Annotated in this window: 18 protein-coding genes; 4 read left to right on the top strand and 14 right to left on the bottom strand. The window is 40.0% G+C overall.

Features of this window, described 5'->3' with window-relative positions; genetic code table 11:
• Positions 1-64: 64 nt before the first annotated feature.
• Positions 65-802 (top strand): 23S rRNA (guanosine(2251)-2'-O)-methyltransferase RlmB, encoded by a 738-nt coding sequence (rlmB, locus tag HW120_RS06760; protein WP_177732417.1) that lies wholly within the window; start codon positions 65-67, stop codon positions 800-802.
• Between the two features lie 45 nt (positions 803-847).
• Here the strand turns inward: rlmB and HW120_RS06755 are convergent, their stop codons facing one another.
• Positions 848-1,642, bottom strand: a complete 795-nt coding sequence (locus tag HW120_RS06755) for a rhomboid family intramembrane serine protease (protein ID WP_177732414.1) — start codon at positions 1,640-1,642, stop codon at positions 848-850.
• A 186-nt stretch (positions 1,643-1,828) separates the two neighbouring features.
• Here HW120_RS06755 and HW120_RS06750 point away from each other — a divergent pair, with 186 nt between their 5' ends.
• Entirely contained in the window at positions 1,829-3,106 is a 1,278-nt protein-coding gene (locus HW120_RS06750) for a replication-associated recombination protein A (RefSeq protein WP_177732411.1), read from the top strand.
• On the opposite strand, the gene HW120_RS06745 is transcribed toward HW120_RS06750, so the two are convergent.
• The 6 genes from HW120_RS06745 to radC form a co-directional block, all read right to left on the bottom strand.
• A complete protein-coding gene (locus tag HW120_RS06745; RefSeq protein WP_177732408.1) occupies positions 3,103-3,864 on the bottom strand; it encodes a hypothetical protein in 762 nt (253 codons plus the stop codon). The two genes, HW120_RS06750 and HW120_RS06745, sit on opposite strands and share 4 nt — an antisense overlap.
• A gap of 32 nt (positions 3,865-3,896) precedes the next feature.
• Entirely contained in the window at positions 3,897-4,586 is a 690-nt protein-coding gene (locus HW120_RS06740; RefSeq protein ID WP_177732406.1) for a YjjG family noncanonical pyrimidine nucleotidase, read from the bottom strand.
• An 11-nt stretch (positions 4,587-4,597) separates the two neighbouring features.
• Positions 4,598-5,140, bottom strand: a complete 543-nt coding sequence (locus HW120_RS06735; RefSeq protein ID WP_246297049.1) for a hypothetical protein — start codon at positions 5,138-5,140, stop codon at positions 4,598-4,600.
• Positions 5,133-6,422: an ABC transporter permease gene (locus HW120_RS06730; protein WP_177732402.1), complete on the bottom strand. Its 1,290-nt coding sequence runs from the start codon at positions 6,420-6,422 to the stop codon at positions 5,133-5,135. The genes HW120_RS06735 and HW120_RS06730 overlap by 8 nt, the downstream gene beginning before the upstream one ends.
• A complete protein-coding gene (locus HW120_RS06725; protein WP_177732399.1) occupies positions 6,419-7,048 on the bottom strand; it encodes an ABC transporter ATP-binding protein in 630 nt (209 codons plus the stop codon). Before HW120_RS06725 ends, HW120_RS06730 begins: the two co-directional genes overlap by 4 nt.
• A 148-nt stretch (positions 7,049-7,196) precedes the next feature.
• Complete coding sequence (gene radC, locus HW120_RS06720) at positions 7,197-7,892, bottom strand: RadC family protein (RefSeq protein WP_177732396.1); 696 nt, start codon at positions 7,890-7,892, stop codon at positions 7,197-7,199.
• Between the two features lie 80 nt (positions 7,893-7,972).
• Between radC and HW120_RS06715 the strand changes: the two genes are divergently transcribed.
• Positions 7,973-8,554: a DUF1287 domain-containing protein gene (locus HW120_RS06715; protein ID WP_177732393.1), complete on the top strand. Its 582-nt coding sequence runs from the start codon at positions 7,973-7,975 to the stop codon at positions 8,552-8,554.
• Between the two features lie 37 nt (positions 8,555-8,591).
• Here HW120_RS06715 and HW120_RS06710 read toward each other — a convergent pair whose 3' ends face one another.
• Both HW120_RS06710 and HW120_RS06705 read right to left on the bottom strand, forming a co-directional pair.
• Positions 8,592-9,947, bottom strand: a complete 1,356-nt coding sequence (locus tag HW120_RS06710; RefSeq protein ID WP_177732390.1) for a UDP-N-acetylmuramate--L-alanine ligase — start codon at positions 9,945-9,947, stop codon at positions 8,592-8,594.
• A gap of 2 nt (positions 9,948-9,949) precedes the next feature.
• Positions 9,950-10,645: a tetratricopeptide repeat protein gene (locus tag HW120_RS06705; RefSeq protein ID WP_177732386.1), complete on the bottom strand. Its 696-nt coding sequence runs from the start codon at positions 10,643-10,645 to the stop codon at positions 9,950-9,952.
• 97 nt (positions 10,646-10,742) lie between these two features.
• Here HW120_RS06705 and HW120_RS06700 point away from each other — a divergent pair, with 97 nt between their 5' ends.
• A complete protein-coding gene (locus tag HW120_RS06700; protein WP_177732384.1) occupies positions 10,743-11,951 on the top strand; it encodes a carboxypeptidase-like regulatory domain-containing protein in 1,209 nt (402 codons plus the stop codon).
• A gap of 28 nt (positions 11,952-11,979) precedes the next feature.
• On the opposite strand, the gene HW120_RS06695 is transcribed toward HW120_RS06700, so the two are convergent.
• From HW120_RS06695 to HW120_RS06675, 5 genes are all read right to left on the bottom strand, one after another.
• Positions 11,980-14,220 (bottom strand): hypothetical protein, encoded by a 2,241-nt coding sequence (locus HW120_RS06695; protein ID WP_246297048.1) that lies wholly within the window; start codon positions 14,218-14,220, stop codon positions 11,980-11,982.
• The gene (locus HW120_RS06690) at positions 14,177-15,184 is read right to left on the bottom strand and encodes a hypothetical protein (protein ID WP_246297047.1); all 1,008 of its coding nucleotides are present in this window, start codon (positions 15,182-15,184) and stop codon (positions 14,177-14,179) included. Before HW120_RS06690 ends, HW120_RS06695 begins: the two co-directional genes overlap by 44 nt.
• Positions 15,185-15,330: 146 nt before the next feature.
• A complete protein-coding gene (locus HW120_RS06685; protein ID WP_177732381.1) occupies positions 15,331-17,478 on the bottom strand; it encodes a S46 family peptidase in 2,148 nt (715 codons plus the stop codon).
• A 186-nt stretch (positions 17,479-17,664) separates the two neighbouring features.
• The gene (obgE, locus tag HW120_RS06680) at positions 17,665-18,669 is read right to left on the bottom strand and encodes a GTPase ObgE (RefSeq protein ID WP_177732378.1); all 1,005 of its coding nucleotides are present in this window, start codon (positions 18,667-18,669) and stop codon (positions 17,665-17,667) included.
• Between the two features lie 51 nt (positions 18,670-18,720).
• Positions 18,721-19,944, bottom strand: a complete 1,224-nt coding sequence (locus HW120_RS06675) for a hemolysin family protein (RefSeq protein WP_246297046.1) — start codon at positions 19,942-19,944, stop codon at positions 18,721-18,723.
• Between the last annotated feature and the right edge of the window lie 99 nt (positions 19,945-20,043).

Raw genomic sequence — 20,043 nt, 5'->3', positions numbered from 1 at the left:
CTTTTATTTGAGTTATTTAAAAACCATCACAGTATTTTTGTGATGGTTTTTTTATCTTTGCCCCATGGAAAAAGAACATCAGATATTCGGAATCAGGGCAATCATTGAAGCCGTACATGCAGGAAAAGAGATTGACAAGGTTTTTATTCAAAAAGATGCGCAAGGTGATTTGATGCAGGAATTGATGAAAACACTTAAGAAAAACAACATTAATTTTTCTTATGTCCCGGTAGAAAAACTAAACCGCTTAACCCACAATAACCACCAGGGAGCGGTGGCGAGTATTGCTCCTATTTCTTTTTACACTTTGGAAAACCTGGTTGAATCGGTAATTGAAAGTGGTAAAAAACCATTATTCCTAATTTTGGACCAGCTATCGGATGCCCGGAATTTCGGAGCGATTATCCGTACGGCAGAATGTACCGGTGTGGATGGTATTATTGTTCAGAAACAAGGTTCGGCTCCGGTAAACGGTGATACGGTTAAAACATCGGCTGGTGCCGTTTTTAACGTGCCTATCTGTAAGGTAGACCACATTAAAGATGCGATCTTCTATTTACAGGGTTCCGGTATTAAAACCATAGCGGCTACCGAAAAAACAGAGCACAACATTTATGACATTAGCCTGAATGAGCCGCTTGCCATTATCATGGGTAGTGAGGACCGTGGTGTGAATCCTTCGGTTTTAAAAATTGTAGACGAGAAAGCCAAACTGCCAATGTTCGGAACCATTTCCTCTTTAAATGTATCCGTTGCCTGCGGTGCCTTTTTATACGAAACCGTACGTCAGAGAAGTTTATAAAAACGTATATAATACAAAAAAAGGATTGGGTACCCAATCCTTTTTTTATTCCTTATTTTCTCCTGTACTTTCCTCATTGCTTCGGTAAATGATCCGGTAATACACCGGCATACTCGGAGTGGCATAATGCCCCGGACTTTCATCGGCAGGTTCTATCGCTGTTTCCTCCTCTTTCGGCAGGTTTACAAAATTGCCGTTTTCATCAAAGTGCTTCATAAACGGATCGGTTGAAGGATCGAAATCTGGGCGTTCCCAATCGTACCGAATAGACTTTTGATATTCCGGTGTTTTCATAAAAAAGGACAGCAGGTAACCTGTAATAAAACCGGCTAAATGCCCTTCCCAGGAAATATTCTGTTCGGCACTTGGGAAAACATACCAGATCATTCCGCCATACAGTACAATGATGGTAAGCGATAACGCCACCAGGCGGTAATACTTTGTTTGTATTCCTTTAAAGAACATAAAACTTACCAGAACATAAATCAGTCCGCTGGCACCAATATGGTAACTCTCCCGCCCGATCAGCCAGGTTCCGAATCCGGAAAGCAGGATACCGTAAACCATCACTTCCAATGCCTGCTTTCTGTAAAAATAACGCAGGGAAGCGATCAGCATTAACAGCGGAATGGAGTTATTGTATAAATGTTTGAGATCGCCATGCAGGAAAGGGCTAAAGAGCACGCCTTTCAAACCGGATAAGGTTCTGGGATAAATACCATATTCCGAAAGGCTTATTTTGAATTTCACCTCAACCCAGAAAACCAGCCATAAACTCAGGACGAAATATAACGGCCAAGCAATTACAGAAGGTGAAAATTTAAAGTCAATATCTTTCATCTATTCTTTTTTTCTACACAAACACCAACAAAAACATAACCAAAAGTTTTTTAATGCTTTTTTGTCAGTTCATTCTTTACAAGCAGTTGTTAAAAAAACTTTCCGCACCGCATTTCGGACAAAACACATCACTATTAAGCCCGGTATTCCCGCCATATAAAAAAATCTTTTTTGTAATTTTACATCATGGAAGCACCTTTAGCAGAACGTATACGTCCACAGCATTTATCCGAATATATCAGTCAGTCGCATTTAGTAGGACCACAAGGTTCCTTAACCCTTCAGATTTCCCGCGGGATCATTCCATCCCTTATTTTATGGGGACCGCCGGGTACCGGAAAAACAACTCTGGCACAAATCATGGCACAGGAAAGCAAACGTCCTTTCTATGTTTTGAGCGCTATTAATTCGGGAGTAAAAGACGTGCGTGAAGTGATCGACAAGGCAAAACAAAGCGGCGGTTTGTTTACGGCTAAAAACCCTATTTTATTTATTGATGAGATCCACCGTTTCAGCAAATCGCAGCAGGATTCCTTACTGGCAGCTGTCGAAAAAGGTTGGGTAACGCTCATTGGGGCAACTACCGAAAATCCGAGTTTTGAAGTTATTCCCGCTTTATTGTCAAGATGTCAGGTTTATATCTTAAATGCATTTTCCAAAGAAGATCTGGAAGCATTATTACACCGCGCGATAGCACAGGACACTATCTTAAAAGCCAAAAACATCTCGCTGAAAGAAACCGAAGCCCTGCTAAGACTTTCCGGTGGTGACGGAAGAAAACTTTTAAATATTTTCGAATTGGTGATCAATGCATCCGAAGGCGATACGATTGAGATTACAAACGACAAGGTAATGCAGCTGGTTCAGAAAAATACCGTTTTGTATGACAAAACCGGCGAACAGCATTATGATATTGTTTCTGCTTTTATAAAATCCATCCGCGGCAGCGACCCTAATGGTGCCGTATATTGGTTAGCCCGTATGATTGAAGGTGGTGAAGACGTGAAGTTCATTGCCCGCCGTTTGCTTATTTTAGCTTCGGAAGATATTGGAAATGCTAATCCTACCGCATTGATCATGGCCAACAATACCTTTCAGGCGGTAACCACTATCGGTTATCCCGAAAGCCGGATACTGTTAAGCCAGTGTGCTATTTACCTGGCTACATCGCCTAAGAGTAATGCCAGCTATATGGCTATTGGAAAAGCGCAGCAATTCGTGAAACAAACCGGCGATTTACCGGTACCGATCCACTTGCGGAATGCGCCGACCAGGTTAATGAAGGAACTTGGTTATGGGGAAGAGTATAAATATGCTCATGATTATGCCAACAATTTTGTAGACCAGGAATTTCTGCCTGAAGACCTTCAAAATACCATATTCTATGAACCGGGAAATAACTCCCGTGAAAATTCGACCCGGGAGTTTTTAAAGAATCGCTGGAAAGACAAATACAACTATTAGAATTTGATATCCATTTTTTCGGATAACAATTTCTCATTTTGGTAGTATTCAAAATACCACGCGTTATTTCTTTTAATCAGAACACCCTGGATGGCATCTTTTTTAGCGATGAACATATCGGTATTTCCGGTTTTTAAAAGTTTCATTACAATCTTCGGAGTACTGTCTACAAGCTGGTAACCTTCGGCAATAGGCTGAGCATAAAGCGCACCTGAAATTACCGTTTTTGCAGCCACAGGTGTTGTTGTTTCAACAGCTTTTACCGTTTCGACAGCTTTAGGCGCGGCCTCTTCTTTTACAACAGCCACTTCTTCCTCTTGGTTTGTTGCAGGTTTAGCCATTGCCAATCCTTCGTCTATTGACTTGCCGACAATACGGAAAGCCTGGATATAGGCTTTATCAAGCTCTTTCAGCCTGCTTGTTCCCTCTTCCGAAAAAAAGACGGTCTGGTTTTTACAATCTTTCAGCTCGATCTTTATTTTCGTAGAAAAAAGCGTGTTATCCTCTAACATGTCCGCACTTAAAGCTTTGCAGCGGTTTTTCGCCAGATCATCAGGCAGTATATCGGTATCATACAACACCACATAACCTTTCTTTTCGAAAACCATTTTGGTCAACGCATTCAGGTTGTATTTATTGGCATCTTTCAGAAAAGAAAATTTAGCCGGTACAATTACATATTTATATTCTGTTAGCTTTTGCGAGAATCCTGTAATCGACAACAGCAGCAACGTCAGTAAAATAAAGGTCTTTTTCATTTGTATTCGTTTAGTATAACTTTTGTTTTTGATTAGAGCATGTTTTTAAGCTCCAGTAAATGCCCTACCTGCGGTACGGTATTCTGAATCTCCATATTACCGTCACTAAAAAAGATAGCATCCAGTCCTACGCTGAGTGCCCCTTCAATATCGGCTTCAAAGCTGTCGCCAATCATAATGCTTTTATGTTTTTCCGTACGGGCAAGATCCAAAGCATATTCAAATATTTTCGGATTCGGTTTTTTAACACCTGCATTTTCCGAGTTGGTAATCGTTACAAAATAATGTTCAATATTGGCATTCCGCAATTTTCCCTGCTGCACCTCATGAAAACCGTTTGTAATAATATGCAGATTATATTTCGCTTTCAGATAGTCTAAAATCTCGATCGCTCCATCAAAAAGGTAATTGAACTGCGGCAGGTACAGGATGTATTCCTGTGCCAGGAAATTGATGTTCTCATCATCAATCTGAAAAGCCAACAAATCGAATACCTCTTTAAACCTGTTGTAACGCAGATCCTTCTGGCTGATCTTTTCTTCACGGTATAATTTCCAGTATTTTGTATTAACCGGAACATAATGTTTCAGAAAGTCATCCAGCGGAATTTTAATTTCATGTTTTTCAAAAATAGCCTGAAAAGCCAATGCTGAATTTTTCTCAAAATCCCAAAGTGTATGGTCAAGATCAAAAAAAATATCCGTTTTATCTGTAAATCTCATTTAATAATCTTCTATTTAGCACCTTTCACGATAACAGCATCTTCAACATGGTAAACCCAATCCTCTACATCTGTATCATTGTATCTGAAATTACCTTCTATAGTAACGTACTGATCTGTTTTTAATTTTGGTGTACTTCCTTTAAATTTTATCCCCATGATGGTTTCCGGTCCTGATTTTCCACAGAAAAAACAAGACGCGAATACGTTTTTGCTCAAGGCATACGATTTATTATCGATCGGGATAATAAAACCGCTCATCACAATTCGTCTTTTGTTTGTCAGTTTCAGTTTGGTATTCACCTGCGGAAACATTACTTCCCCATAGGTTTTATCCTGTTTTTTGACATATTTTATATCGCCTAACAGCTTCCAGCTAAGCGTATCCGGATTCGCAGCCAATAGTGGACTATTATGGTCAAAGTCTAAAAAACCGGCTTTCGCTACCCGGTTTACCGGCGCTTCAGGCTGTTCGTTTTTATCTGTCTGATAAACGTATTCCAATGTCAGCAATACTGCCATCAGAGCCACTGCTAAAATATGTTTTTTACGCATTTGCTAATGTTTTTGAAATATTAAGTCGGTAGGCTTTAACCGCCGGAATAACAGCCGCTAAAATCCCGACAAATATAGTTACTAAAAATAAAAATCCTTCCTTTTCCCAAACAAACTCAAAAGGGTTAAAGGACATTTTAAACTCTTCTTCCGATGATCCCGAGATAAAGGTCAGGGCTATTCTTCCAACAATTGTTCCAAAAAGGAATCCGAGCACACATAAAATCAAACTCTCAATAACCACAAGGTAAAGCAGCTGAAAACGCGTTGCACCATTGACCCGCAATAAGGCAAATTCGTATTTTCTTTCTTTCAGCGTGTTGTACAGCGCTATAAAAATACTGATCCCGGAAATCAGCATGATCCCGTAAGCCAGGTATTGCAATGCCTGCAATCCAATACCAAACAAGGTGAACAAACGGTTTATTTCAATAGCCGGCGAGGCCGCCTGCATTTTTGTGTTTTGCGGAATCATTCTCGGCCAGGTTACAATTCCCATTTTGTTCCGGAACTTTAACAATACTGCGGTAATCTCTTTCCCTTCTTCGCTGATTTGCGGCATTTCGTGGTCATGATCATGATCGTGATCGTGATGATGTGCTTCTCCTTCTTCATGTACATGTCCTTCTTCGTGCCCGTGATCATGCTCTGCTTCTTCAGCATGCTCGTGGCTGTCATGCATTGCCCAGACACTCTGTATATTGGACAGAATAAGGTTATCGATCACTTTCCCTGTTTTTGATGCCACACCTACAATTTTATAGGCGTGTTCCTCATGCACTTCGCCTTCTTCGGCATCACCATGAGAACCGAAAAATGTATCGCCAGCTTTCAGGTTTAGCTTTTTAGCAATTTCACTTCCGATAACGACTTCAAAATTGTTTTCGAATATTTTTCCGGAAACAATCTTTGCGTCATATTTTGCCAGGTAATCCGGTGTGGTTCCTACAATTTTAAATCCGTGGTAATTGTCGCCAAAGGCTAATGGAATAGCGGTTTTTACAAACGGGTTTTCCATCCATTTTTTAGCTTCAGGATAGTCGATGTTTCCGGTTGGCGCATCCACCTGATACACCGAAGACAGTATTAACTGCAACGGGCTTCCCTGTGCTCCCAGTACTAAATCGACCCCGTCTGCATTACTGGAAAACTGGTCTTCAAACTGTTTTTGCAATAAGATCAAAACGGTAATAATCGCCACACTCGCCGTGAGCAAAATAATACTTAAAGTGGTGTTTAGCGGCTTAAACCATGTATTTCGCCAGGCTAATTTCGTAATCATGATAAGGAAATTTGATTGGTGAAACGTTGTTTTAATCGGGAATCGTGGGTTACGATCACTAATGCCGATTGGAATTCTTTTGATAAGTTATCCAAAAGATCGGCTACCTTAAAGGCATTTTCATCATCCAGGCTCGAAGTCGGCTCATCGGCTAATAAAACTTTGGGCTCATTGATAAGTGCTCTTGCAATAGAAACACGCTGCTGCTGCCCGATACTTAACTGTGACGGCAGTTTATGCATTTGTTTTTCAAGATCCAGGTGTTTCAATAATGATTTTGCTTTTTCGATACGCTGTTTTCCGGTTGCCAGCCAGGAAGCCAGGGCTACATTTTCCAGAACCGAAAAAGATTCAATAAAATGGGATTGCTGTAAAACCAGTCCGATATTTTCCCCTCTGAAATGGTCCAGCTTTTTTTCAGAAAGCGCACCAATATCGGTATTGTTCACCTGAATCGCTCCGCTTTGCGGCCGTAACAATCCTCCCAGTAAATGCAGCAATGTTGTTTTTCCTTTTCCGGAGCCGCCTGTAATCAGGATAGCTTCCCCATCCCGGCATTGAATATCGGGAAAAGCAAACGCAGTTTCTTTCCCGTACGAAAAAGTGATATCTTTTGTATTAATCATAAGCAGTTATAAATAAACATTCCGGCGAAACGCCATGCCATAAAAAAAGCTCTTTAAAAGAGCTTTCCACTATCTTTTTCAAAAATAACAAAAAAAAATATCTTCTTATTTTTATTGTGATTTTTATAACTTATTCCTGAGCATACTGCTATAACAGCCCGTCATCTAAAAAACTATAATAATTCCGTTCGGCAATGATCACGTGATCCAGCACTTTAATATCCAGGCTCTTTCCGGCTTCTTTTAGTTTTAAGGTGATTTTTTTATCCGGCTCACTGGCTTTTAAAACGCCGGAAGGATGGTTATGGCATAAAATAATTCCGGTGGCATTGTTTTCCAAAGCTGTTTTAAAAATCAGGCGGGCATCAACAATGGTTCCTTCCATGCCGCCTTTGCTGATCTGGGATTTGCTGATTACTTTATTGGAATTGTTCAGAAAAATAACCCAGAATTCTTCATGCTGCAATTCTCCGATTAACGGCTTCATGATTTCAAAAACAGCTTTACTGGAAGTAATTTTATCACAGCGCACAAATTCCTCTTCTCTCCTGCGGCGGCCGAGTTCCAGAGCGGCGACAATGGTTACCGCTTTGGCTTCGCCGATTCCTTTAAAAGACATCAGCTTTTTCACCGAAAGTTTCCCTAAATTATTCAGATTGTTGTCCAGGCTTGACAAGATTTTTTTGGCAACTTCCAAAGCACTCACTTCCCTGCTTCCGGAACGTATTAAAATGGTCAGCAGTTCGGTATCACTCAAAACCGATTCTCCTTTGTGGATCAGTTTTTCTCTGGGTTTATCATCGGTTGCCCAGCCTTTGATCGGGATGTAGCTTATAACTTTCATTTTGGCGTATATATTTGATTATAAAATGTATAACAAAGTTATCCGATCTCCGTTATACCTATTAGCAAACCTTAAATATAATGAAAGTTTTTCAAATCTTATTACTGCTAAGCTGTTCGTTTTCAACATCCTGGATTCCGGATAATTTTTATTCCAGATTGTCAGAAGCAGCCCTGACCTTAACAAAAGACAAGGTAACTTACGATTCCGGCTATACCAAAATAGCCTATCCAAACGGCGATGTGGCTAAAGACAAAGGTGTCTGTACGGATGTGGTTATAAGAGCCTACCGGAAACTCGGCATAGACTTACAGCAGGAGGTTCATCTTGACATGAAAAAGCATTTTTCGAAATACCCGACCCGGTGGGGACTAAAAAAACCGGATACCAACATCGACCATCGCCGGGTTCCTAATCTGGAGGTTTTCTTTTCCCGCCATGGCGAAGCAATTCCGGTAACGGCAGTGGCTTCCGATTATAAAACCGGAGATATCGTAACGTGGATGCTTCCGGGTGCGCTTCCGCATATCGGGATAGTGGTAAACCGGAAATCAAGAGATGGCAAACGCAACATGATTGTCCACAATGTGGGTGCCGGTCAGGTACTGGAAGATTTTTTGTTTCAGTATGCGATAACCGGTCATTACCGGTATAAAAAATAAAAGGTTAGCCAATGCTAACCTTTATTGTTATTGTAAGCTATTTTACCAGCTCTTTTACATCGTCAAAATTAAGTCCGCCATAATTTCCGGAACTCATTAACAATAAAGCTGTATTTTCCAGATCCAGATGGAAGAGGTATTTTTTAAAGTCTTCCGGATTGGTATAGATAATCAGGTCTTCCCGTTCAAATGCTTTTGCAATCTGTTCGTAGGTAACTTCTTCCAGCTGTTTGATTTTAACAGCATCAGGCGAATAAAAAACAACAGCTTCATCGGCATACTCCAGAGCGCCCTGGTATTCTTTCAGAAACTCCGCATTCAGGCTGCTGTAGGTGTGCAGTTCCAGGCAGGCAATCAGTTTTCGGTTCGGGTATTGTTCTTTTACGGCTTTGGTTGTAGCCGCCACCTTACTTGGAGAGTGTGCAAAATCCTTATAGGCTACTTTGCTCTTGCTCTCGGCTATTTTTTCCAAACGTTTGGAGGCTCCTTTAAAACTGGCAATGGCTTCATAGAAATCGGCTTCATCAACACCCATATTCTGGCAGATCCATTTGGCTCCGGCAAGGTTATTCAGGTTGTGTGCGCCAAAAACCTCAATCGGCATAGGGCCTTCCGGTGTTGCTAATAAAGTAACGCCATTATCAACTGTATATTCCGGAGTGTGGTATGGAATTTTGCGGATCGGATTTGTTGCCGCTTCCGCTACTCTTTTTACCTCAGCATCATTTTCATTATAGACCAGGATACCGCCGTTTGTTATTTTTTCAATAAAAATCTCAAACTGCTCCACATAGTTTTCATAGGTTGGAAACACGTTAATATGATCCCAGGCTATTCCGCTGATCAAAGCTATATTGGGCTGATACAGGTGGAATTTCGGTCTTCTGTCCATTGGTGACGACAGGTATTCATCTCCTTCCAGAACAATAAAATCGTTTTCTTCCGTTAGATGAACCATTGTATCAAAACCTTCCAATTGTGCGCCCACCATATAATCCACTTCAATATTGTGGTAATGCATAACATGCAGTATCATCGAGGTTATGGTTGTTTTTCCATGGGAACCGCCAATAACCACCCGGGTTTTATTTTTGGACTGTTCGTATAAAAATTCAGGATATGAATAGATCTTCAATCCCAATTCCTGTGCTTTTAATAATTCCGGATTGTCCGCTTTGGCGTGCATACCCAAAATAACCGCTTCAATATCGGCCGTTATTTTTTCAGGGAACCAGCCCATTTCTTCCGGTAGTAATCCTTTATTTTCTAACCTGGTTCTGGAAGGTTCAAAAATAGCATCATCACTTCCGGTAACGTGGTATCCTTTATTGTGTAGCGCTAATGCCAGATTGTGCATGGCACTGCCTCCTATTGCGATAAAATGTGTACGCATTTTTATGTTCTTTTCTTTTGATACAAATCTAAGGTTTGTTTTGCTTTTTCCGGCAAATTCATTTTATTTTTATACAAGTCTGCCAATCGCTGGTAGGTTGTTTTGGACTGTCCTATGGCTATTGCTTTCAGATAGTATTTTTCCGCTTCGGTATAACGTTTGAAATATTCGGCAATATGTCCTTTGGAAAGGTTTCCGTCCACCGGTGAAATGGCCATTAATTCGCCGGCATAATATTGTGCCTTCTTTTCACTACCGCCTACTATTCCGGGTAATTCCAGGTACAATATTACCAATGCCCACCGGGATTCTATATGTCTGGCATCCAGTTTTGCCGCCGCCTTAAAAGAATCTTCAATTTCGCCAATCATTCCCAAAGCTTTGAACTTACTGCTTTCTTTTGCTTTCATTCCCAAAGCACCGCCATATTTGTATTGGTAGCCTGCGTTTTTAGGAAACTGTGTTTTTAATTTCTTATAATTGGCAATGGCTTTGTCCCATTTTTTTTGATGTGCCGCAATATCTCCTAAATACTCCATGGTTTGGGGGTTATTCGGGTTTTCATTTAAAAAGCTTTCAAAATAGGGTGCTGCCATAGCATATTGCTCCTGTTTAAAAAGCTGTTCTCCCTTTTCAAAATTCCCCTGTGACCAAACCGCTAACGGCAGTAAAAAGAAAATATAACCCAATTGCTTCATAACTCAAAAATAAAGAAACGGAACAAATTATCACTATCATTTCCAGAATCTTTAAAAGCGGTAAATTTTCAGTATATTGTTAACAAAATTCAACGCCATGAAATCTATTTATCTTGTAATTTACCTTTTTTTCAGCATCACGGGCTTACAGGCTCAAACCAAAATAACCGGAATTGTAAAAGATGTGGTTACTAAATTGCCTGTTAGCGGTGCTTCTGTTTATGTTCCGCAAACTACAAATGGGGTGAGCAGTGACCAAAACGGCTTATTTACAATATGGCTCAAAGACAACGATGCGATTATCGTCAGCTTTATGGGCTATGAAAGTGTTATGGCTCCAGTGGCTTTGCTGACAAAAGACGAAAGCCTGAACGTTATTTATTTAAAAACCGAGGTCAGCGAATTAAATGAGGTCATTGTCCGGAAGCGAAAGAAAATGAACCGTAAAAACTGGCAGCAATATTATGACATGTTCCAGACCGAATTTCTGGGCAACAGCAAAATAGCGAGACAGGCAAAAATTCTGAATCCCGAAGTGCTGTATTTCAGCATCAGTGATGATTCTTTGAAAATTGTTGCCAATGCAGACGCACCATTACAGATCTATAATGAAAAACTGGGCTACCAGATTCGTTATGAACTTGTCCGCTTTGAATGTCCGCGCGGGCATGTACCCGGTGTTTACGGCACAACAAGCACCGCAGTAATTCATTTCGGCTATCCTTATTTTACAGACATAGTAAATGAGAAAAAATTGAATCCGAAAGTTGTTGAACGCAACAGACTTGATGCTTACAGAGGTTCTTTTATGCATTTTGTAAGAGCCTGTTATTACAACACCTTAAACAGTGAAGGTTTTACGGTTCGTAAGATGTTCCTGAAAAGCAATCCTAAATATCCCGGTGCCGACAGTATTCCTTATTATATGAAGCAGTACCGCGAAACCAGGGATCTAAAATACCTGCGGGCAGTCAAAGAGCCTTTTATAACGGTGGTCGAACCGAATTCCAGCAGAAGGGAATCGTTTATCACAGAGGAATCCAACAGGAAGTCTATTGCTTTTGACGATTACCTGAATATAACCTACACCCGGGAAAAAGAAGAGGACAACTACATTGGCGCCCGTAGCCGGAATCCAACTTTTCAAACCTCACAGCTGAAGTTGGCTGAAGGCGCTCTTGAAATTTACCACAACGGACAGATAGCCGATCCGGAAGCCATTATTATTTTCGGATATATGGGCTGGAAAAAAGCGGGCGATATGCTTCCTTTTGATTACGGTTTAGACATGGAGGTCACAAAATAAAAAAGGAGGCGGTTTGCCTCCTTTTGTGTTAATTCATGCCAAGATATTTCTGGAAGTAACCGCATTCGTTTATGACCTCTTTATAATATTGCGTGTTCGAATATTCTGCCTTTAACTTTTTAAAACCGTTCCAGGCCAGGAAGTGCACTTCCGGCTGGCGGTAATCATAGCGATTGGTATGGTAGTTATCGGTATAAAACGCATTGCGTTCACACTTGGCCATCATGTATACGCATTTTGCTTTTTGTTCCGGATTGGCTGCCGCTTCAAAAGCCTTTTTATAATAGGAATTGGCCAAAGCCGGGTTTAACAGGTAGGGTTTATAATCTTCATCAATATAATTTCCTCCCTGATCCATTATATTGCTATAATAAAAGGAACGTGCATTGCCGTAATAGGTCATATTGTAAAAGGCATTTGCCAGCAGCAGGCTGTTGCTGTAGACCTCTTCTCCTTTGGTTACTTTGTCCTGCATTTCTTTTAGTTTTTGCAGAAATGAAAGCTTGGTATATTTTACTTTTTGATATGCCTGATGGTCACAATCATTACAATCCCTGATCTTTCCGTTAAACGGGTTCCCTTCCAAGATGACTTCTTTTCCTTTTTCCGATTTCTCCATAAAGGCAATCGCCTGCTCTATTTTATTGGCGTAGGCACTCATCACAGCCTGGTATTCGTAAATATCCGAGAGTGTAACACTGTAAACGCTTACCGCTAACTGTTCCCAGGCACTTTTTTGGTTGCGCATCAAAAAGGTTTTCATTGCTTCCTGATTGGCTCCCGTTAAATAGTATTTGTTGTCCCGGTCGAATAATTCCGCCATTACACCGTTCTTTTGTGTCTTGTAAAGCGCGGCAATATATTTTTTACTCCAATCCAAGGCTTTAGTGTACCGGAACGGTTCGTTATAGTCACTATTCGGACACTCGTGATACAGCCAGTTTAAATCCGTCAGCAGTTTACTTTCAGCATCGGCATTCATGGCATTCTGCCTGCTGAGCGTATTGATCAGTTTTAAAAGACGTAACTGTTTTGCCGACAGTTCTGTTTTGGGCGCTTTGCTTTCCGCTTTCGCAAATTGTTTTTCGGCCAGCGCATAATCACCGTTAAAGATATTGAGATACCCCGCTGCAATGTTCCACAGATACGGTTTTAGTGTTTGCTCCTCACCGGCTATCTTATTGAGCAATGCCAGGGATTCTTTGTTCAGCTTTTCTTTGACAACTTTCTTGTATTCTTTTACCGATTTGAATTCCTCTCCGTTTAATTCCGTTTCTTCTTTGTTGACCAAACGGGTTAGCAGGTACTCGAGGTGTTCACTCTTCGGGTTTAGCTGGTAAATCGCATCGATTGCTTTTCGTTCATCAGCATAATAGCCCAGCAATGCCCATAAAGCGGCTTTTTCATCATTGCTTTTGGCCAGTTGCAATGCGGCATCAAAGTCGGATTGTTCCTGCGGATGAAAATTATATGCCGTTACAACACGCAGCTGCGGGCATTTGTCAAATACCACACTGTACAGGTAATTGGCTTTTACATAGTCTTTGTCTTTATAGTACACACCGGCGATATAGGAAAGCGCGCGGTAGTACAATACATTTTGCGGAACCTGTGCTTTTGTTTTTTCAAAAAAAACAAAAGCCTGCTGTTTGGAATCGCTGTAGAAATATGCTTTCATCACCTGAAACCAATACCTGTTTTTCAGAAAGGCGTCAGTAGCTTTTGTGAATTTATTTTCCACTTCCCTGATTACTTCCGGAGCCACATAAGATACCTGCCGGTTTTCGTAATCCCAATAATTATAGGCCACCGTTGCATGTTCCTCGATCATTTTGGCATAATACATAAACTCCAAAAAGTTTTTTACTTTTTTGTCCTTGAGCGCTATCTTTCTATCGGCATACTTCAGGCTTTTTTTAGCAAAAGCAGCCTCATACAGGTTATTCAATTCAGCCTTCGCACTGTCTTTCAGAATAAGGTAAGCCAGGTCTTCTTTTTTTATTTTGCCATCCAGATAGCCATCCCATTCCTGTACAATATCATTGTTAAAACGAGAGGTATATTCGGTATCATGCCCGATATTATAAAACATTTCATCCGAAAAGAACAAAGGCGTATACGACTTATCCACATAGGTTTCGGGTGTAAAGCTCGATTGGTACTGATAGCCCCAAAACCCATCCGCACAGGCATAAATCACAGTATAGGTAACCCCTGTTAACAGGCTAAAACCAACCAGCCACTTTTTTAAAGAATTGCTCATCATCATTATATGCTTTTAAATTAAAAGAATCCAGGTCGTAAAAAATTATGTCTTCCGGCTGCCCGGCCAGATGTTCCTTCAGATCCTCAGCCATTGTTTTTAAATCGTCTTTTGTAATGCATTCTATTTTAACGACATCGCCTTTTTCATAGTAATTCCCGCCTCTGATAACACTTTCCACAACGGTAAAGTGCATCCCGTCTGTCTTTTTAAAATGGGTATCTTTTTCCAGTTCCGCATGATCGAGCTTGCCCACTACTTTTATCACCTTGTGATTCCGGATGTGAATTCCCCAGGAATAAATCGGCAGCGCAATATCCAGCTGCAACGGGAACTTGTGAAGGCTCTTGATATAGCTCTGGGCAATATTCCGGTCGTAAATAGAATTCAGGTTATCCGGCGCAATACTACCCATATTGTAAAACATCAGCACGCCTTTATCTACGTTTGGAATACCGGTTTTCTGATAGTATTTTACCTGATGCAAACGAATGGTTGCCGAGAGTTTCTTGGCACTGATCTTTTTGAAATCTTCTATAAACTTCAGGTAACGGTCTTTACTTTTCAGCGTCCAGTCACAATCAATCTGTATTTCATGGCACCGGATACCGTTCTTATCGTTCATCTGTGCAATAAAGGTATAAATATTCCGCGCCATATTTTCCAGATTAACCGCTTCTTCCAGCATGACTTCATTTTTGATGTAGACCACCGGAACAATATCATAGCGTATCTTCTTCTCTTTAAAAACCACCGGCGACAGCGGAATAGCCTCCTTATCTTTCAGGCTCACATCAAAATAACGAACATAAATTTTAGATACTTTATTTGCCTCTAAAATTGTTTTCTCGTTGTTATTCAGCTGGAAAATTGTTTTCCAGTAATAAAAGGAAACCTCCGGTTGTACCTGTTCTTCCGAGCAGGACAGCAGCAGGAAAAAGGAAACGAAACCAATAACTATTCTCTTCACTTTTAGTTCAAATTTATAATAATAAACTTTCAAATTGACCTTGTTTAAAAACAAAACCAAATCTTCTGAAATTTATTGTCCGGTACTGCATAAAAAAAGCCGCTTCTGTTGAAACGGCTTTTGAATATTTTTAAAATGCTATCGGATTATTTTACGATTGTCATTTCATCAACAATGTGTTTCGCATTTGAGAATTTGTCAATTACCCATAATACATAACGAATATCCACATTGATTGTTCTTTGCAGGTTTTTGTCAAAGATAACGTCACCAGCCATAGCTTCGATGTTACCATCAAATGCTAAACCGATTAACTCTCCTTTTCCGTTTAATACCGGAGAACCAGAGTTACCACCAGTGATATCGTTATCTGTTAAGAAGTTCACGTGCATAGAACCGTCTTTATCAGCATAACGACCGTAGTCTTTTCCTTTGTTCATTTCAATTAAACGAACCGGTAAATCGAATTCCTCATCACCTTTTTTGTATTTCTTAACCATACCGTCCATAGTAGTATAGTTGTTTACTTTAGCATCATTTCGTTTATCTGCAGGTAATGCACGAACTTTACCATACGTTAAACGCAATGTAGAGTTAGCATCCGGATATTGGATTGGTGCTAATTTAGATTCACGAAGTCCTTCAACCAATAAACGGAAAGAAGCTCCGAAATCGTTTTGTGCTTTAGAAATCACTTCCGATTTTGCGTTGTAATGGTTTAATAAGTCGTTAGACAATACTACTAACGGATCATTAGTTACAGTAGCTGCATTCGGATTATTTAAAAATGCTTTTACTTTTTCCGGTGAAGCAAAAATACTGCTGTCAAAAGCATTGTTTACATATTTTGTAAAGTTGTTGTTATTCTCTTTACCTAATTTTTCAACCATTGGCGCTAACGTATAACCTGCTTTTGTAGCATAAAGGTTTAACTGTCCGGCCAAGATATCTTTTTCTGCAGGAATGTAAGCTTCTTTGTAGAACTCATCAATCATTTCTACAAAACCTGGATACATTTCTTTTCTTTTCGCTTCGTCAGCTTTCGCGTAGTTTTCCAATTGTCTTCCAAGAGATCTTGAGATTGTTCCGAATGAACTTGATCTTAAAAGCGTCATTAAATAGTTGTCATGACGTGATTTCTCGTTCGTTAACGTATAATATTTGTTGATTGTTTCAACAACATTACCATATTTACCTTTATTTTCTTTCAGGTTAGCCCATTTGTTGAATTTCGCTTCCTGAGCTGCTTTTGTTTTTGCCGTACCGAATTTTGTCAGTGCGTCAATCATTCCCTGACGGTTTTTCCAGTAGTTCGCCAATGACGCATATTTTGAAGCATACATTAAACGTACTCCATCGCTTTCGTCCATATGAGCTTTCATTTTGTCCATACCCATTTTAGAACCTTCAACCCATGCAGGATAAGCAAATTTCACATTTTGCTCAATTCCACCTGCCGGCATCCAACGGTTTGTTCTACCAGGATATCCTAAAATCATAGCGAAATCATTCTCTTTTACACCGCCTAAATTAACCGGTAAATGGTGTTTTGGCTGTAAAGGAACGTTGTTTGGTGAAAAGTCAGCAGGGTTTCCGTTTGCATCAGCATAAATTCTGAACATAGAGAAATCTCCTGTGTGACGAGGCCACTCCCAGTTGTCCGTATCCCCACCGAATTTCCCGATATTTTCAGGAGGTGTTCCTACTAAACGTACGTCTTTATAATCCTGGTAAACGAAATAGTAGTATTCATTACCCTGGAAGAAAGGACGAACGGAAACCGTATATTTTCCACCTTCGTTGTTTTCTTTTTCAATTACAGCGATCTCTTTGTTGATTGCCGCTTCACGCTCTGCTTCTGTCATTTTATCATTTACTTTTGATAAAATTCTTTTAGAAACATCATCCATACGAACGAAGAAACGAACGAATAAACTTTTTGGTTTTAATTCCGCTTTTCTGTTCGCTGCCCAGAAACCATTTTTTAAATAGTTTGCTTCCGGAGTCGATAATTCTGCAATAGCATCATAACCACAGTGGTGATTTGTTAATACCAAACCATCTTTAGAAATCATTTCTGCTGTACAACCTCCGTTGAACTGAACGATTGCATCTTTTAAACTGTGGTGATTAATACTGTAAATCTCCTCAGCAGTTAACTGCAATCCCATTTTTTGCATATCCCTGTGATTCAAACGCTCGATGAACATTAAAAACCACATCCCTTCGTCTGCTCTAACACTTGCAGGAACAAGTAGTATCGTAGCGATTAAGGATAAAATAATTTTTTTCATAATTAATTTGTTATTTTTAGTGGTGCGAATATACCTTTTTTTAAGAATTTTATAAAATATATGGATTACAAAAAATCCCTAACAAAACAACTTTAACTTTTTATTTTATTATTATTCCAACATTGTGTGACAAAAAATAAAAAAAGGCGTTCCACGGAACGCCTTTTTACAAATATGCAAGCTATCTTATTCTTGATTAAGCATTTGCCATAATTTATCTTTCAGTTCTACCAGACCCTGCTGGGCAACCGAAGAAATAAACAAATATGGCATGCCGTTAAATTCCTTATCCAGTTGTGCTTTCATTTCTGCCTTCAATTCGTCATCAAGCATATCCGATTTTGAGATCACTACCAGACGGTCTTTATCCAGCATTTCCGGATTGTATCGTCTCAGCTCATCCAAAAGGATTTCGTATTCTTTTTTGATATCCGGAGCATCTGCCGGAACCAGAAACAATAACGTGGAGTTACGTTCAATATGACGCAGGAAATAATGCCCAAGACCTTTACCTTCGGCAGCACCTTCAATAATTCCCGGAATATCGGCAATTACAAACGATTGAAAATCCCTGTAGGCCACAATGCCCAGATTCGGTTTCAGGGTTGTAAACGGGTAATCGGCAATTTTTGGCTTAGCAGAAGTCAGCACCGATAGTAACGTCGATTTTCCGGCATTCGGAAAGCCTACCAAACCAACATCGGCCAATACTTTTAATTCCAGGATAACATCCAGTTCTTCCGGCGGCATTCCCGGTTGGGAATAACGTGGTGTCTGATTTGTCGAACTTCTGAAATGCCAGTTTCCTAAACCACCTTTTCCTCCTTTAACCAGGATCTTTTTCTCTCCGTGTTCGGTAACTTCAAAAAGAATCTCATTGGTTTCTTTATCCCTTACCACTGTTCCTAACGGTACTTCGATAAATTTATCTTCTCCATCTGCACCGGTACTTCTGGCACTTCCTCCATCGCCGCCGTGTCCGGCTTTGATGTGACGTGCAAATTTCAGGTGAAACAAAGTCCATAGTCCTTTATTCCCCACCAGATACACGTGTCCGCCGCGACCTCCGTCACCTCCGTCAGGACCACCTTTTTCAATAAATTTTTCTCTGTGTAAATGCGTAGAACCTTTACCTCCTTTACCGGAAGAAACATATATTTTTACGTAGTCTACAAAATTCCCTTCTGTCATTTAATATCCATTTGGTTTTCAGTTACCGGCAGGCGGCACTAAAAACTATTTTTATTCTTTTAACGAACGTACTAAAACCTTATCGATTTTAACACCGTCCATATCAATCACTTCCAATTCCATTTTATTCCAGATCAGCTTTTCACCTACTTTCGGAATATAGGACAACTCCGTCATGATCAATCCGCTTACTGTAGTAACGTCATAGTCATTAATCAGGTCATCCATATCAAAATATGTTAAAAAGTCATGCAGTGAATAGTGGCCGTCAACCAGCCATGTTCCGTCTTCTCTTGCAATTAACTGGAATTCTTCTTCATAAAACTCGGAGGCATCCCCTACCAGAGCTTCCAGAATATCGTTAAGTGTTATAATCCCCTGAACCACGCCGTATTCATCCGTGATTAAAGCATAATGCACTTTTGTTTTTTTGAAAATCTCCAGCGCTTTATACGCAGAAGTATGTTCAATAAGGTAAACCGGCTCCTTGATGATTGCCTTTAAGTCAAAATTTCCGGTTTCAAAGCTCAGAAACAGGTCTTTCAACAATACAATACCAATTACCTCATCTAAATTATCATCACAAACCGGATAAACGGAATGTATTTCTTCCAGTACTTTTTCCTTTTGTTCGTTAACATCGTCTTCAACGGAAAGATACACGACCGATTTACGGTGCGTCATCAGCGAGTTTACTTTTCGGTCACCGATATGGAAAACACGTTCCACGATGTCCTGTTCAATTTCCTGAACCTCGCCGCCTTCTGTACCTTCTTTAATAATGGCTTTGATCTCCTCTTCCGTAACTTTTCCGTCGGCGGTAGGTTTGATCTTTAAAACATCCAGTATAAAATCGGTAGAAGTTGTTAACAACCATATAAACGGAGCTGTTACAATAGAGATCACTTTCATCGGAACGGCTACCGTTTTAGCAATGGCTTCCGGGTAATTCAGTCCGATTCGTTTGGGCAGTAATTCCCCTAAAACCAATGAGAAAAAGGTTAAAATAACAACCACAATACCAACGGATAATGTTGGCGAATATGGTCTTAATGTTTCAAACCCGTCTAAAAAGAGTTTAACATCTCCGGTTACTTTGTCACCGCTGTAAATACCGGTAAGAATTCCGATCAGGGTAATCCCTATCTGAACTGTTGACAAAAATTTATTTGGCGAATTAGCTAAATCCAAAGCTGTTTTCGCGCTTGTATTTCCTTTTTTAGCTGCAGTTTCAAGGCGATTTTTCCGAGCGGATATTAATGCAATTTCCGACATGGAAAAGACACCATTCAAAAGGATTAAAAAGAAAATTATTATTATTTCCAATGTGTGATTACTAGTTAGTTATCGTATCAGTTTTCCTGACTTACTTTT

The organism is Flavobacterium inviolabile, assembly GCF_013389455.1.
GTDB lineage: Bacteria > Bacteroidota > Bacteroidia > Flavobacteriales > Flavobacteriaceae > Flavobacterium > Flavobacterium inviolabile.
Note: the sequence above shows the minus strand (reverse complement) of the source record. Positions and strands in the feature narration are given on the sequence as shown.

Excerpts from the sequence above, each read along its gene's own strand:
- HW120_RS06705 (WP_177732386.1), bottom strand. The coding sequence starts at position 10,645 with ATGAAGCAATTGGGTTATATTTTCTTTTTACTGCCGTTAGCGGTTTGG.
- HW120_RS06710 (WP_177732390.1), bottom strand. The coding sequence starts at position 9,947 with ATGCGTACACATTTTATCGCAATAGGAGGCAGTGCCATGCACAATCTG.
- obgE (WP_177732378.1), bottom strand. The coding sequence starts at position 18,669 with ATGACAGAAGGGAATTTTGTAGACTACGTAAAAATATATGTTTCTTCC.
- HW120_RS06735 (WP_246297049.1), bottom strand. The coding sequence starts at position 5,140 with ATGCGTAAAAAACATATTTTAGCAGTGGCTCTGATGGCAGTATTGCTG.
- HW120_RS06725 (WP_177732399.1), bottom strand. The coding sequence starts at position 7,048 with ATGATTAATACAAAAGATATCACTTTTTCGTACGGGAAAGAAACTGCG.
- HW120_RS06675 (WP_246297046.1), bottom strand. The coding sequence starts at position 19,944 with ATGTCGGAAATTGCATTAATATCCGCTCGGAAAAATCGCCTTGAAACT.
- HW120_RS06755 (WP_177732414.1), bottom strand. The coding sequence starts at position 1,642 with ATGAAAGATATTGACTTTAAATTTTCACCTTCTGTAATTGCTTGGCCG.
- rlmB (WP_177732417.1), top strand. The coding sequence starts at position 65 with ATGGAAAAAGAACATCAGATATTCGGAATCAGGGCAATCATTGAAGCC.
- HW120_RS06715 (WP_177732393.1), top strand. The coding sequence starts at position 7,973 with ATGAAAGTTTTTCAAATCTTATTACTGCTAAGCTGTTCGTTTTCAACA.
- HW120_RS06700 (WP_177732384.1), top strand. The coding sequence starts at position 10,743 with ATGAAATCTATTTATCTTGTAATTTACCTTTTTTTCAGCATCACGGGC.
- HW120_RS06695 (WP_246297048.1), bottom strand. The coding sequence starts at position 14,220 with ATGATGATGAGCAATTCTTTAAAAAAGTGGCTGGTTGGTTTTAGCCTG.
- HW120_RS06750 (WP_177732411.1), top strand. The coding sequence starts at position 1,829 with ATGGAAGCACCTTTAGCAGAACGTATACGTCCACAGCATTTATCCGAA.
- HW120_RS06740 (WP_177732406.1), bottom strand. The coding sequence starts at position 4,586 with ATGAGATTTACAGATAAAACGGATATTTTTTTTGATCTTGACCATACA.
- HW120_RS06730 (WP_177732402.1), bottom strand. The coding sequence starts at position 6,422 with ATGATTACGAAATTAGCCTGGCGAAATACATGGTTTAAGCCGCTAAAC.
- HW120_RS06685 (WP_177732381.1), bottom strand. The coding sequence starts at position 17,478 with ATGAAAAAAATTATTTTATCCTTAATCGCTACGATACTACTTGTTCCT.
- HW120_RS06745 (WP_177732408.1), bottom strand. The coding sequence starts at position 3,864 with ATGAAAAAGACCTTTATTTTACTGACGTTGCTGCTGTTGTCGATTACA.
- radC (WP_177732396.1), bottom strand. The coding sequence starts at position 7,892 with ATGAAAGTTATAAGCTACATCCCGATCAAAGGCTGGGCAACCGATGAT.